Raw genomic sequence first — 13,168 nt, forward strand, 5'->3', positions numbered from 1 at the left:
GGACCAGCGAGCGAAAGGACCGCGTATGACCACCCGCCTCGTGGCGACCGGCGACTCCATCCTGACCAGGAGGGTTTCGCCCCTGCGCACCCCGGGCTTCACCGACGTGGTGGAGCGGGTGCGGGCGGCGGACGTGTCGTTCACCAATCTGGAGATGGTCTTCCCCGGCGCCGGCCGGATGCCCTCGACGACCTTCCACGGCACCCACGTGGGAGTCGAACCCGAACTCCTCGACGAGTTCCAGTGGTTCGGGTTCGACCTCTACGGCATGGCCAACAACCACGCCACCGACTACGGCACCAACGGCCTCGCCGCCTCGATCGCCGAGCTGCGCAAGAGCCACATGAGCTTCGCCGGAGTCGGCCACACCCTGCGCGAAGCCCGCCGCCCGGTGTACCTGCAGACCGCGCAAAGCCGGGTCGCCCTGATCTCGGCCGGCTCGTCGAACGCCCGGCTCTCGCTCGCCGCCGATCCTGGGGAGGGCGACATCGGCCGCCCCGGGATGGCACCGGTGCGGCTGCAGAAGACGCACTACCTCGCGCAGGAGAAGTTCGAGCAGCTGCGCGACATCCTCGCCGAAGCCGGGGTCAACGTGAAAGCCACCGGCACGACCGCCCCGGGCATCTCCTTCCCCTACCCGGACATGAACGTCTACGACCGGCCCCCGGCGGACGGGTTCGCCGTCGAAGGCGTCCACTTCGCCCCGCACGAGCGATCCCACATCCACACCGGCGCGCTTGAGCGAGATGTCGACGCGCTGGCTGATGTTGTCGACGAAGCCAAGAAGCAGGCGGACCTGGTGTTCGTCGCGCTGCACTGCCACGAAGGCGTCGACGGCCGGTGGAACACCGAGGTCGGCGCGGAGTTCCTGCGGCCACTCGCGCACCGGCTCATCGACGCCGGCGCGAACGCGATCCTCGGCTCCGGCCCGCACATGCTGCGCGGCATGGAGCTCTACCGAAACCGGCCCATCTGCTACTCACTGGGCAACTTCATCTTCAGCCTGGAGTCCATCGCGTCGTTCCCAGTCGAGGTCTACGAGCAGCAGGGCATGCCGCTCGACTCGACCGCGGCGGACCTCTACGACCGGGTCACCGGGTACGCCGAGGAACGCCGGTTCTGGGAGTCCGTCGTCGCCCAGTTCGACTTCGACGCCGACGGCGACCTGGCCGGCTGCGAGCTCGTCCCGATCACCGCCGGGTTCGGGCTGCCCCGCGCCCAGCGCGGCACCCCCGTCGCCGCCGACGAGAACGACTCGCTGCGCATCCTCGAGCACCTCGACGACCTTTCCCGCCCCTTCGACACGCGCATCGAACGCGTCAAGCACGACGACCGCACGGTCGGCCGGCTCGTCGCGAAGAGTTCCTGACCAGGCAAGGAGGCCACCCGACATGACGACAACGCAGTCCCGTCCGGACACGACGGCGACCGAGAGCGTCGAGGTCACAGTGATCGACACCGACGTCCACGTCGAGCCCCGCTCGTTCGAAGAGCTGATCGGCTACCTGGAGCCGCCGTGGCGCGACCGCAACGTCATCGACCGCGTCCCCTTCAGCCGCGCGACGTACAAGACGCTCGACGGCGGCGGCCGCAAGGACGCCTACCCCAAGCACGGCGACATCGGCTCCGACCCGGAGCTTTGCGGGCAGCAGCTGTTCGTCGACGACCCGATCGACTACGCGATCCTCCTGCCCTGGAGCTTCCGCGGCTTCACCGTCGACCCGTCGCTCGACACTGCCCTGGCCGCCGCGGTCAACACCTGGCTCGCCGATACCTGGCTGTCGAAGTACAACGCCGAAAACCGGTACGTCGGGTCGATCTCGATCGCCATCGACGACCCGGTCTCGGCGGCCCGGGAGATCGAGAAGTGGGCCGGGCACTCGGGCTTCCGCCAGGTGATGATCGGCCACTACGGACCCCGCCCCTTCGGCCACCCGATGTACGACCCGATCTGGGAAGCCGCCGCCCGGCACCACCTGCCCATCGGCGTGCACTTCCGCGGCGGGGCGACCCAGCCGCTCGGCTGGACATCAACCGGCCCGCTGCAGTACTTCGTCGAGTACCACTCCCTGATCGCGCCGATGGCCTACGCCACCCACATGGCGAGCTGGATCTGCAACGGCGTCCTCGACCGGCACCCCGAGATGAAGGTGCTGTTCATCGAAGGCGGCTTCCTCTGGTACCGGCCGGTCATCGACCGGCTCGCCCGGCACTGGGAGAAAACCGGGCAGGAACTTTCGGCCCGCAAGAAGCCGCTCGAATACGTCCGTGACCACTTCCGATGGGCATCCCAGCCCATCGAGGAATCGCCGAAGCCACAGCAGATCACCGACCTCTTCGACGAGGCCTACGCCGGCGACCTGCTGATGTTCTCCAGCGACTACCCGCACTACGACTACGACCCCCCAAGCAAGGCCTTGCCGCGCTCCCTGGACCCCGAGATGAAGAGGCGAATCATGGCGGAAAACGCGCGGGTCTTCTACGACCTGCCGAAGACGCGGCCGGTCGACCGGTTCGACCTCGAGGCGGCCCGGCGATGATCATCGACTGCGCGGTCCACCCCGTCCTGCCCGACGCCGAGTTCAACCGCGAGATCGGCTCACCGTGGAACCTGCTCAAGCTGCCGAGCCTCTACGGCGACCGCTACGCGGCCCCCTTCGACCAGCTGTCCGTACCCGAAAGCGAAGCCGCGAACCCGGCGGCGGTCGCCGAGCTGCTCCTGCGCGGCGCCGGCGTCGACTACGCGCTGCTGAGCCCGACCACCCGTGGCTACTGGCCCAACCCCCAGCAGGCCGCAGCGGTCGCGAGCGCGGCGAACCGGATGCTGTTCGAGAACTGGCTCACCGCGCCGGAGGCCGACGGCCGGTTCCTCGGCTCCATCCGCATCGCGATGAACGACACCGACGTCGCCCTGCGCGAAATCGACCGCTGGGCCGACGACGACCGGTTCGTGCAGCTCGTCGTCCCGGCGCGGGCGCTGGCCACTTACGGCGAGCAGCGGTTCTTCCCGATCTGGCGCGCAGCCGCCGAGCGCGGCCTGGTGGTGTTCGTCCACGACGACCTCGGCACCCTGATCGAGCCGCCGCCCTCGCAGGTCGGGTTCCCGAGCTTCTACGCCGAGACCCACGCGATCCGGCCGATGTCGGGAATCACGCAGCTGGCCAGCTTCATCGTCGCCGGTGTTTTCGAACGGCTGCCCGAGCTGCGGGTGGTGTTCGGCGACGTGAGCGTGCACGCGGCCCGGTCGCTCATCGTGCGGACGGACAAGGACTGGCAGTCCGACCGGCTCGAGGTGCCCTGGGTCAGCGACCTGCCGACCAGCTACCTCGGCCGGCACGTCCGGTTCATCACCCAGGCCGAGGACGAAATCTCGCCGCACAGCGCCCGTTCGGCCGGGAACATCGGCGGGGACACCTCATCGCTGGTGCTCTTCGGCAGCCGACACCCCTACTGGGACGGCGTGCGTTCACACGACGTTTTCCCCACCTGGTCCACCGAAGACCGCGCCCGGGCTCTCGCCGGCAACGCCGCGCAGTTCTACCCCCGGCTGGCGTCGCGGCTGTCCGCCACCGCGAACGCGTGATCGAGAGGAACGTCAGATGCGTTTTGTCGTAGGGGCGGCCGAGGACCTGCCGCCGGGAACGTCGACGATCGTCTACCCGGAGAAGGTGAAATCCGGGATCGGGGTCTTCAACGTCGACGGCGAGTTCTACGCGCTGAAGAACACCTGTCCGCACATGGGTGGACCGCTCTGCCGTGGAACGGTGCGCGGTACCTCGGCGGCCGAGGTGAGCGACGACGGCGCGCTCGACGTGCGCTGGGAGCGCAGCGGCGAGATCGTCGCCTGTCCTTGGCACCACTGGGAGTTCGAGATCAAGACCGGGAAGACGATCTTCAGATCCCGGCAGAAGGTGCGCGATTACCCCGTGGAGGTCGTGCCGCCGGACGTGCTCGCGCGGCTGCGGGAGGGCGTCGAGACGATCCCGGTTTCCGTCGAAGGCGCCACGCTCGTGATCGAAGTCTGAAAGGAGCTGCGATGCCGGAACGCGAGCTCGAACTGGTGGTCACCGCCGCCGAGCCGGTGGCCAAAGGGATCCTCCGTCTCACGTTGGCCGACCGGGACGGCGCGCGGCTGCCGCCCTGGACGCCTGGTGCGCACATCGATCTCCGGTTCACGTCCCGGGGACAGGAATACGTGCGGCAGTACTCCCTGTGCGGGCAGGCAGCCGATCGATACGAGTGGCAGGTCGCCGTTCTGCTCGTCGCCGACGGACGCGGCGGATCGGCGCACATCCACGAAGCCTTCACCGAAGGCACCTCGGTCCGCGTTTCCGGTCCTCGCAACAACTTCCCGTTGGTGCCGGCCCGGGACTACCTGTTCATCGCCGGCGGGATCGGCATCACGCCGATCCTGCCGATGATCGCCGAGGTGGCGACCTCGGACGCGGGGTGGCGGCTGGTGTACTGCGGCCGGTCGGCCGATTCGATGGCGTTCATCGACGAAATCGTCGCGCTGGGGCCCGATCGGGTCCGATTGCACGCGGACGACACTCACGGCCGGGCCGACCTCGCCGCCCTCGTCGCCGAAGCGGGCTCGGAGACCGTCCTCTACTGCTGCGGGCCCGAGTCCATGCTCCAAGCGATCGACGAACACTGCGGTTCCTGGCCGGGAGATCGGGTTCGCACCGAGCGGTTCTCCCGCCGCACCGACCTCGAAGAGCCGGTGACCACCGAGTTCGAGGTCGAGTTCGCCCGATCCGGTGTCGTGGCGATGGTTCCCGCGGATCGGTCCGTCCTGGAGGTGGCCGAGGAACTGGGCGTCGACATCGAGTCGTCCTGCCAGGAGGGCATCTGCGGATCGTGCGAGACGAAGGTGCTCTCGGGGACGCCCGACCACCGCGACGAAGTGCTGAGCGAGAGGGAGCGCGCGGCGGGGCAGTCCATGATGGTCTGCGTCTCGCGATCGTGCACGCCGCGCCTTGTTCTCGATGCGTGACAACGAAGTGAGGAGCGAAAGGCAATGACCGCAGTGGCCCCCGAGGGAAGCGAGACGACGTCCGGCGAGCGGCCACGCCATCAGCGTGTTGTCCAGGAGCGCGGCCCGGCGACCGGCCGGATCTCCGGGATCAACCACCTCGTCCTGTTCACCCGTGACATGAACGAGGGAGTGCGGTTCTACCGGGATATCCTCGGCCTCCGGGTGGTGCGTTCGGTCCGCTTCACCACGTCGGCGGACGGCCTGCGCAGCGCCGCCCACCACTCCAGCGGCGCGGCGGTCGACAGCACGTCCGAACCGTCGGCCATCGCGGTGACCATGACGGTTCGCCAGGTGTTCTTCGAGATGGGCAACGGCGAGCTGTTCTCGCTCTATGAGGCGCCGTCCGTCGCGGAGAAGCCGGCCGCGCCGGTGAGCTCGGTGCTGTGGCCGTCGGTCGTGTCGGAGCTGTGCAGCCGGCCGGACGAACCGCAGAAGCTGGACCACCTCTCCTTCGACGTCGCCACGCACGACGACGTGGTGTGGTTCCGGGAGCACCTACGCGCCCACGGCGTCGACGTGTCCGAGATCTCCGAACGGCGCGGTGTGGACAACACCCACCGGTTCATCTCGTCGTTCTACTTCTTCGACCCCAGCGGCAACCCGCTGGAGATCGCCACCTTCGAAGCCGCCGACGGGGCCTGGCGCTCCTACGACTTCGCGGACTGGTTCATGGACGAGGACCCGGTCCCCGCGCTCCTCGACGACTCCGGGGACGCCGGCACGCTCGCCCCGCACTGGGTCCGCCCGGCGGAAGGCTGATGGCGATCGAATACGAAGAGGTCCCCGGATGGGGTGGCTCCTGGGACCAGGACGTCAGCGGCGTCGCGGTCGACTCTCTCGATCGCGTCTACGCCCTCCAACGCGGCGATGACGCGGTGACGGTCCTCGATCACGACGGAACCGCCGTGGACCAATGGGGAGACCCGGAATTCTCCCAGCGTCTGCACCTCATCTCCATCGACCACGAGGACAACGTCTGCATCGCCGACGACGGCGGTCACCGGGTCTTCGTGTTCGACACCTCGGGTAAGCGGCTGGAGGTGATCGGTACCGGCGAGCCCGCGGATTCGGGGTTCGCCGAGGGCGCTCCCGACCGGGAAGCCGAGTTCGAGCGGATGCGGGGTGGCCCGCCGTTCAACCGGCCCACCAAAGCCGTGCTCTCGCGGTCCGGCGAGCTGTTCGTCAGCGACGGCTACCGCAACTGCCGGGTGCACCGGTTCTCCGCCGACCGCCGGCTCGTGCACTCGTGGGGCGGTGCGGGAGGGCAGCCGGGGTGCTTCGTCATTCCGCACAGCGTCACACTGGACAACGAGGACCGCGTCCTGGTGTGCGACCGGGAGAACGACCGGATCCAGGTCTTCAACCGCGATGGTGCGCTGCTGGAGGTGTGGAACGACGTCCGGCGGCCGACCGACGTCGCGGTCGACGGCCGGGGACAGACGTACGTCACCGAGCTCGCCCGGGGACCTCGTGACCTCAAGTCGTGGAGGCTGGGCCCGGCCGCGGAGGAGCGGCGCGGGCGGGTGACCGTGTTCTCGGAGGACCGATCGGTCATCGCCCGGATCGGTGCGTCCGAACCGGGTTTCCTGGCCGCCCATGCGGTCGCGGTCGACTCCTCGGGGGCGATCTACGTGGCCGAAGTGCCGGAGTCGTTCGCGAGGAGCACGGGCAGGCCGCATCGGAGGCATCGCTGCCTGCACAAGTTCGTCCCCGTGCCGGAGGAGAACCGCCGGGCGCCGTACTGAGTACCGGATCGACGTCAGCGCGGCAGCCCGGGGCAGGCGCTGGGCACCGGCGACAGCAGCCCGGTGCCGGACGCGCTCGCGGGCATCGGTGCGAGCGCGCACGCGGCGCACATTCCTTGCGCGGAGCTGAGCACGCGGCTGGGGCTCGGCCCGGCGATCGAGCCGCCGGCTCAGCCGGTCCGCGACCGGGGCGGCGAAGCTGCAGAAGAGTGATCGACGAGACGACGAGGAGTCGCGTGACCGTGCCCGAGTTCATCCCCGACCGCACCGCCCTGCTGCTGATGGACCTGCAGAACTTCACGCTGGCGATGCTTGACGATCCGGCCGAGCTGCTGGAACGGGCTCAGCACGCCCGCCGCGCCGCGCTGGCCGCCGGCATCGAGGTGGTGCACGTCCGGGTGGCCTTCACCGAGGAAGAGCACGCTGCCGTGCCGTCCCATCACCGCGTCTTCGCGGCCCTGGCGAGTGCGGGCGTGGCCGGCGAGGGTACCCCGGAAGTCGCCATTCACCCGGACGTCGAGCCGGAGCCGCACGAGCACGTCGTGACGAAGACCCGCATCGGCGCTCTCGCCACGACTCGGCTCGACGCGTTCTTGCGGGAACGATGCATCGACACCCTCGTGCTCGCCGGCCTGACGACGAGCGGCGTCGTGTTGTCGACGGTCGCCGACGCCGCGGACCGCGATTACCGGCTTTTCGTCCTGTCCGACGCGTGCGCCGACCCGGACCAGCACCTCCACGAGACGTTGTTCGCGAAGGTGATACCGCAGCACGCCGGTGTGGTGACCACTGCGCAGTTCGCTGCGGCGCTGGATGGCGCGAGCTGAGACTCCGTCGCCGTTGCGTGGAACGGTCAGCTCGTGGCTGCGTGGAACACCGAGCGCGCATTGGACAGTTCACGGAAGCCCCAGACGCCGTGGTAGCGCCCGTAACCCGAGGAATTCACCCCGCCGAAGGGCAGGTTCTCCTCGGCCCAGTGGAGGTTGTGGCCGTTGATGGTGACCCCGCCGGAGGTCGTGTTGTCCAGCACCCGGTCGATGAACTCCCGGTCCTGCGAGTAGATGGAGAACCCGAGCGGCTTGCCGAGTGAGTCGGAGTGGGCGAAGATCTCTTCCTCGTCGGTGTAGGTCAGCACCGGGAGAATGGGCGCGAAGATCTCCTCCTGAATGACTTTTGTGTCCCGTGGAACGTCAAGCAAGACCGTCGGTTCGATCACCAGGTTCTCCGGGGCGGTCGTGCCGCCGAACGCGACGGTGGCTCCCCGGGCGATCGCCTCCTCGAGGTACCCCGTGACGCGGTCGTAGTTGCGCTTGTCGACGAAACGGCCGTCTCGCCGCCACTGGAAAGTCCCGTTGTCGTAGTACGCCTTCTGCACCGCGGCCACGTACTTCTCGACCAAAGTGTCGCGCAGATCCTCGGGCACCCAGACGTAGTCGACCGACAGGCAGGTCTGGCCGTGGTTGTACACCTTGCCGCCGACGAAGGCCTCCGCGACGAGGTCCAGATCCGCGGTGTGGTCGAGGATTGCCGGGCTCTTGCCGCCCAGCTCCAGGGTGAAGGTGGCCATGTGCCGTGCCGCGCGTTCCACGATGATCTTCCCGACCCGGGGGCTGCCGGTGAGGAAGATGTGGTCGACGGGCAGGTCGAGCACTACGTCGTTGGCGTCCCGCGTCCCGTCGGGGGTAGCCACTTCTTCGGTGTTCACGACGGCGACCTCGCGTTCGTCGAACACCGTGCGCACGATCTGTTCGATCACCCGGCCCGTGGCCGGAGCCATCGAACTGGTCTTCGCGAGCACGACGTTGCCCGCCGATACCGCCTGCACCAAGGGGGAGAAGAACATCCCGATGGGGAAGTCCCAGGTGCCGAACAACAACACCACGCCCCGCGGTTCGTACTTGACGAAGATCCGCTCGGCCTCAGGAGAAGAGGGCGACTTCTCGATCGGCAGCGGCTTCATCCACTCGGCCAGTTCGGCGCGGGCCTTGTCGATGTTGCCGACGACGGTGTCGACCTCGCTGCGGTCACCGAGCGGCCGGCCGAGGTCACTGTGGATGGCCTGGGCGATTTCTTCCTGGCGGGCGAGGAGTTCCGCACGCAGGCGCGCCAGCCGCTCGATCCGCTGCGCGGCGGAGGTGTGGCGCATCGGGCGCCGCTGGGCGCGCAGGCCCGTGAAGAGCCGCTGCACCTCGTCAAGGTCGATCACGATGATTCCTTTCCGGATAGCCGCCGGCTGTGCGTCGCCGGTGTCTCCAGTCCAGCAATCCGGCACCGCGCTCACCAGGACTTGGCGGGCCCTGCCGTACCTGGTACCGGGAGTGCGCGGTAGCGGCATCCGGAAACGGCAACCGATCAGGGAACGGCAGCGTCGTAGCGTTCGCGGCACCGCCGGATGTCGTCGAGGTTGTCCTCGGTCCAGGCGACGAGTTCGGCGAGGATGCGGTGCAGGCTGTGGCCGCGGTCGGTGAGGGCGTACTCGACCTGCGGCGGCACGGTGGCGTGGACAGTCCGGGTGAGCAGGCCGTCGCGTTCGAGGCGGCGCAGGGTGACGCTCAGCATCCGCTGGGTGATGCCGTCGGCGGCGCGCTTGAGGGCGTTGAACCGCAACGGGCCGTCGTCGAGGCGGCAGATGACGGTGACCGACCACTTGTCCCCGATGCGGTCCATCACGTCGCGCAGCAGGACGTCGCGGTGCGCTGACACGGTTCCTCCGGTGATACCTGGGCAGTCCGAAGTGCCTTCTTGTGGCCTCCGAAGTCGGTTCCTACCGTACATCTGGTATTCGACGTATACCTAACGGTGAAACGAGAACCACTCCATGTCTTCCTCTGCTCTTCTGCTGCGCGGCGGCCAGGTGCTGCGGCCCGATCGGACGTCCGGGCGGGCGGACGTCCTGGTCCGCGACGGCGTCATCCAGGAAATAGGTGCTGACCTGGCGGCTCCCGGCGCGGAGGTGATCGACGCGACCGGCCGGCTGGTGCTGCCCGGGTTCGTCGACGCCCACCGCCACTTGTGGCTGGGCGCGTTGTCGGCCAGCAGCAGCGGGGTGCCGCTGTTCACCTACGCCCAGCAGATCAACGAAGGACACGGCGACGCCTTCACCGCCGACGACATCTACGCCGGTGTGCTCTGGGGCGCGCTGCAAGCGATCAACGCCGGAGTCACCACGGTGGCGGACTGGGCGCACAACCTCGGGTCACCCGCGGACATCGACGCCAACGTGCGCGCGCTGAGCGACAGCGGTATCCGTGCCCGGCTGTTCTTCGGAGGGAAGGCCACCTCCAGCGGTGACGTCAGCCGCTTCGCCGATCACGCCCGCGACATGCTCGCCCGGCACCCGGCGGGCGGGCGGCTGGAGTTCGGGCTCGGCCTGCGCGGCCCGTCGATGTCCACACCGGAGGAGACCGAGCGCGAGTTCACCCTCGCCCGCGAGCTCGGCCTGCCGATCTCGATCCACGCGGGGATGGCCGGCCTGCCCGGCGCGGTCACCCAGCTGCACGAACAGCGGCTGCTCGGCCCGGACGTCAACTACGCCCACGCCACCGAGTTCTCGACGCGGGAATGGGAACTGGTGGCCGGGTCCGGGGGCACGGTCACCGCCACCCCGACCGTCGACCTCACCATGGGCCTGGGTGTCCGCCCGGCCACCGGGCCCGCTGCCGGGCACGGGGTGGCGGCCGGCCTGGGCGCCGACACGGTCGCCTACGGCCCGAGTGACCTGTTCGGGGAGATGCGGCTCGCGCTCGCCGCGGAGCGCGTCCACACCAACGCACCGGTGGTCGCCCGCGGCGAGATGCCGTCCGAGCTGGCCCAGGACCACCAGCACCTGCTGGAGGTCGCCACCCGCGGCGGCGCGCAGGTCCTCGGCTTCGACAAGATCACCGGCGAGCTCAGCCCCGGCTTCCGTGCCGATCTGATCACTGTGGACCTGCGCGGCCCGCATCTGGACGGGTTCGGCGACCCGGTTCTCGCCGCGTTCCTCGGCGCCGGCCCGCGCGACGTCGACACGGTCGTGGTCGACGGGACGGTCCTCAAGCGCGACGGCGTGCTGTCCGGCCCACATGTCGAGCGCGCCCGGCAGCTCGTGCTCGCCTCGCGGGAGCGGATCAGGGCGCGGCGACGGTGACCACCATGTCCCGACCTCGTGGCCGCACGGCCGGTGTGGTGCTGTTCCTGTGCTGCCTGGCTCAGTTCATGGTGGTGCTGGACGTGACGATCGTGAATGTGGCGCTGCCGGACATCGGCGGCGCGCTGGGCATGACCGCGGCCGGTCAGCAGTGGGTCGTCAACGCCTACACCCTGACCTTCGCCGGGTTTCTCATGTTCGGCGCGCGGCTGGCCGACTTCCTGGGGCACCGCCGCGTGTTCCTCGTCGGCGTCGCCGGTTTCGCGGTCTTCAGCGTGCTGGGCGGTCTCGCCGGCAGCGGCGCCTGGTTGATCGCGATGCGGGCCGCGCAGGGGCTGGCCGGCGCGATTTTGGCGCCGTCGACCCTCAGCGTCCTCACGGGCACGTTCACCGAGCCGGCGGCCAGGCGGAGGGCGCTGGGCGCGTGGACGGGAACCGCGGCGACGGGGGCGGCTGCCGGGATGATCCTCGGCGGCGCGCTGACCCAGCTGCTGGACTGGCGATGGGTCTTGTTCGTCAAAGGTCCGATCGGGCTCGTGCTCTTCCTCGGCGCGTTCCGCTACCTCGGCAGAGGAGGTGCGACCCCGGCGTCCCGGGGCCGGCTCGACGTCTTGGGGGCGGCGCTGGTCACGGGCGGCCTGTCACTGCTGGTGTACGGGATCGTGTCGGCTTCGGCCCGGGGATGGGCTGACCCGGTGACGCTCGGCGGCCTCAGCCTCGGCGTCGCGGTGCTCGCGGGCTTCGCACTGGTGGAGTGGCGCCGGGGCGAGGCGGCGCTGGTGCCCTTGCGGGTGTTCCGGATGCGGGTGCCGATGCTCGCCAACGCCGTCGCGGCGGTCGTGGGTGTGGCGTTGTTCGGCATGTACTTCTTCGTCGCGGCGTTCCTGCGCATCGTGAACGGCTATCCGCCGCTCATCGCCGGGATGGCGTTCGTCCCCGCGGCGCTGGCCACCGCGGCCGGGACACTCGTCGGCGCCCGGACGGTCCGGTGGCTGGGCGCCGGACGGCAGATCGTGCTGGGCCTTGCGACGGCATGCGCGGGGATGCTGTGGCTGAGCCGCAACTCCGGGCCGGTCGGCTACACCCTCCACCTGCTGCCGCCGCTTGTTCTGCTGGGGCTCGGCCTGGGCGCGGCGTTCGTGCCCTCGACGCTGGCCGCCACCGGTGGCCTTCCCCCGGCCGAGGCGGGCCTCGCTTCCGGCCTCGTCTCGACCAGCCGCCAGGTCGGGGCAGCGCTGGGACTGGCCGTGATGAGCAGCGTCGCGGGCCGGACCCTCGGTCCCTCGGGCATCGCGGCCGCCCTGACGACCGGCGCCGGCGTGCTCGCCATCGGTGTTCTTCTGGGTATCCGCATGGTGCGGGTCCGGGCGTGAGTCGGCCTCACCTCGAGGCCGTGAGATCACTCCAGCTCAGCAGAAGACTCAGCTTTTCCTCCGACGGCGACCCGGGGTCCGGGGTGTAGGCGCAGAGGATCTGCCCGTCGGTGCCGGGGATCGGCAGCGTGTCGTAGTTGAGGGTCAGCTCGCCCACGGAATCGTGGAAGAACTGCTTCCGGCCGTACTCGTGCTTGAACAGCCGGTAGTCCGACCAGAATTTCGCGAACTGCGCAGACGCGACCGACAGCTCACCGACGAGGCGCTCGAGCGCCTCGTCAGGGAGCCGCGGATCTCGTGCCGCGCGCAGCGCGGCGACGGTCGAGGCCGCCACCTCCTCCCACTGCGGGTAGCGAGCTTTCGCCTCGGGAGCGAGGAACAACCAGCGGGCGATGTTGCGCTCGACGGCCGGCATGGCCTCGAAGTCGGTCAGCAGGACCCGCATCGCCCGGTTGGCAGCGAGGATCTCCATTCTCGGCCCCTGCACCATGGCGGGAGTGCCGTGCATGGAGTCGATCAGCGTGCGCACGCTGGCGCGCACGCCCTTGCGGACCGTCCGGCCGGGTTTCCTCCGCGCGGTGGGCTTCGCCGCGACCAGGGTGCGCAGGTGCTCGCGTTCGAGGTCGTCCAGGCACAGGGCGTCGGCGATCGCGGCGAGCACCTGGTCGGAGACATTGCCCGCGCGGCCCTGCTCGAGGCGCGCGTAATAGTCGACGCTCACCCCGGCGAGCGCGGCGACCTCCTCGCGCCGCAGTCCGGGGCGGCGTCGGGGTCGCTGAGACGCGGGCAGCCCGACCAGCGCCGGGTCGATCGCGGCCCGGCGGGACATCAGGAACTCACGGAGCTCGGCAGGGGCCGTCATCCCTCCATTCTGAAGCGTCGGGCG

General features: G+C 69.6%; 13 protein-coding genes. 10 read left to right on the forward strand and 3 right to left on the reverse strand.

Annotated features, from left to right (window positions below):
- Positions 1-25 precede the first annotated feature (25 nt).
- The 8 genes from ACIA77_RS31220 (at position 26) to ACIA77_RS31255 (ending at position 7,610) form a co-directional block, all read left to right on the forward strand.
- The gene (locus tag ACIA77_RS31220) at positions 26-1,369 is read left to right on the forward strand and encodes a CapA family protein (protein ID WP_395889591.1); all 1,344 of its coding nucleotides are present in this window, start codon (positions 26-28) and stop codon (positions 1,367-1,369) included.
- 22 nt (positions 1,370-1,391) lie between these two features.
- Positions 1,392-2,540 (forward strand): amidohydrolase family protein, encoded by a 1,149-nt coding sequence (locus tag ACIA77_RS31225; protein ID WP_395889592.1) that lies wholly within the window; start codon positions 1,392-1,394, stop codon positions 2,538-2,540.
- Positions 2,537-3,583, forward strand: coding sequence for an amidohydrolase family protein (locus tag ACIA77_RS31230; RefSeq protein ID WP_395889593.1), 1,047 nt, complete (start codon positions 2,537-2,539; stop codon positions 3,581-3,583). The genes ACIA77_RS31225 and ACIA77_RS31230 overlap by 4 nt, the downstream gene beginning before the upstream one ends.
- A gap of 16 nt (positions 3,584-3,599) precedes the next feature.
- Positions 3,600-4,025: a Rieske (2Fe-2S) protein gene (locus ACIA77_RS31235; RefSeq protein WP_395889594.1), complete on the forward strand. Its 426-nt coding sequence runs from the start codon at positions 3,600-3,602 to the stop codon at positions 4,023-4,025.
- Between the two features lie 11 nt (positions 4,026-4,036).
- Positions 4,037-4,996 carry a PDR/VanB family oxidoreductase gene (locus ACIA77_RS31240; RefSeq protein WP_395889595.1) on the forward strand — a complete coding sequence of 320 codons (960 nt, stop codon included), beginning with the start codon at positions 4,037-4,039 and terminating at the stop codon, positions 4,994-4,996.
- Between the two features lie 24 nt (positions 4,997-5,020).
- Entirely contained in the window at positions 5,021-5,797 is a 777-nt protein-coding gene (locus ACIA77_RS31245; RefSeq protein ID WP_395889596.1) for a VOC family protein, read from the forward strand.
- Positions 5,797-6,783 carry a hypothetical protein gene (locus ACIA77_RS31250; protein WP_395889597.1) on the forward strand — a complete coding sequence of 329 codons (987 nt, stop codon included), beginning with the start codon at positions 5,797-5,799 and terminating at the stop codon, positions 6,781-6,783. Before ACIA77_RS31245 ends, ACIA77_RS31250 begins: the two co-directional genes overlap by 1 nt.
- Positions 6,784-7,019: 236 nt before the next feature.
- The gene (locus ACIA77_RS31255) at positions 7,020-7,610 is read left to right on the forward strand and encodes a cysteine hydrolase family protein (protein WP_395889598.1); all 591 of its coding nucleotides are present in this window, start codon (positions 7,020-7,022) and stop codon (positions 7,608-7,610) included.
- Between the two features lie 26 nt (positions 7,611-7,636).
- Here ACIA77_RS31255 and ACIA77_RS31260 read toward each other — a convergent pair whose 3' ends face one another.
- Both ACIA77_RS31260 and ACIA77_RS31265 read right to left on the reverse strand, forming a co-directional pair.
- Entirely contained in the window at positions 7,637-8,989 is a 1,353-nt protein-coding gene (locus ACIA77_RS31260) for an aldehyde dehydrogenase family protein (protein ID WP_395889599.1), read from the reverse strand.
- Between the two features lie 146 nt (positions 8,990-9,135).
- Positions 9,136-9,486: a winged helix-turn-helix transcriptional regulator gene (locus ACIA77_RS31265; protein ID WP_395889600.1), complete on the reverse strand. Its 351-nt coding sequence runs from the start codon at positions 9,484-9,486 to the stop codon at positions 9,136-9,138.
- A 115-nt stretch (positions 9,487-9,601) separates the two neighbouring features.
- Here ACIA77_RS31265 and ACIA77_RS31270 point away from each other — a divergent pair, with 115 nt between their 5' ends.
- Together ACIA77_RS31270 and ACIA77_RS31275 are read left to right on the forward strand one after the other, a co-directional pair.
- A complete protein-coding gene (locus ACIA77_RS31270) occupies positions 9,602-10,909 on the forward strand; it encodes an amidohydrolase family protein (RefSeq protein WP_395889601.1) in 1,308 nt (435 codons plus the stop codon).
- Between the two features lie 5 nt (positions 10,910-10,914).
- A complete protein-coding gene (locus ACIA77_RS31275; protein WP_395889602.1) occupies positions 10,915-12,282 on the forward strand; it encodes an MFS transporter in 1,368 nt (455 codons plus the stop codon).
- Between the two features lie 7 nt (positions 12,283-12,289).
- On the opposite strand, the gene ACIA77_RS31280 is transcribed toward ACIA77_RS31275, so the two are convergent.
- Positions 12,290-13,144, reverse strand: a complete 855-nt coding sequence (locus ACIA77_RS31280; protein WP_395889603.1) for a helix-turn-helix transcriptional regulator — start codon at positions 13,142-13,144, stop codon at positions 12,290-12,292.
- Between the last annotated feature and the right edge of the window lie 24 nt (positions 13,145-13,168).

Origin of the sequence: Amycolatopsis sp. NPDC051903 (genome assembly GCF_044452505.1) — a bacterium.
GTDB lineage: Bacteria > Actinomycetota > Actinomycetes > Mycobacteriales > Pseudonocardiaceae > Amycolatopsis.

What these genes read in the sequence shown, in the direction of transcription:
- ACIA77_RS31220 (WP_395889591.1), top strand. Translation starts at nt 26, where the DNA reads ATGACCACCCGCCTCGTGGCGACCGGCGACTCCATCCTGACCAGGAGG.
- ACIA77_RS31225 (WP_395889592.1), top strand. Translation starts at nt 1,392, where the DNA reads ATGACGACAACGCAGTCCCGTCCGGACACGACGGCGACCGAGAGCGTC.
- ACIA77_RS31230 (WP_395889593.1), top strand. Translation starts at nt 2,537, where the DNA reads ATGATCATCGACTGCGCGGTCCACCCCGTCCTGCCCGACGCCGAGTTC.
- ACIA77_RS31235 (WP_395889594.1), top strand. Translation starts at nt 3,600, where the DNA reads ATGCGTTTTGTCGTAGGGGCGGCCGAGGACCTGCCGCCGGGAACGTCG.
- ACIA77_RS31240 (WP_395889595.1), top strand. Translation starts at nt 4,037, where the DNA reads ATGCCGGAACGCGAGCTCGAACTGGTGGTCACCGCCGCCGAGCCGGTG.
- ACIA77_RS31245 (WP_395889596.1), top strand. Translation starts at nt 5,021, where the DNA reads ATGACCGCAGTGGCCCCCGAGGGAAGCGAGACGACGTCCGGCGAGCGG.
- ACIA77_RS31250 (WP_395889597.1), top strand. Translation starts at nt 5,797, where the DNA reads ATGGCGATCGAATACGAAGAGGTCCCCGGATGGGGTGGCTCCTGGGAC.
- ACIA77_RS31270 (WP_395889601.1), top strand. Translation starts at nt 9,602, where the DNA reads ATGTCTTCCTCTGCTCTTCTGCTGCGCGGCGGCCAGGTGCTGCGGCCC.
- ACIA77_RS31275 (WP_395889602.1), top strand. Translation starts at nt 10,915, where the DNA reads ATGTCCCGACCTCGTGGCCGCACGGCCGGTGTGGTGCTGTTCCTGTGC.
- ACIA77_RS31280 (WP_395889603.1), bottom strand. Translation starts at nt 13,144, where the DNA reads ATGACGGCCCCTGCCGAGCTCCGTGAGTTCCTGATGTCCCGCCGGGCC.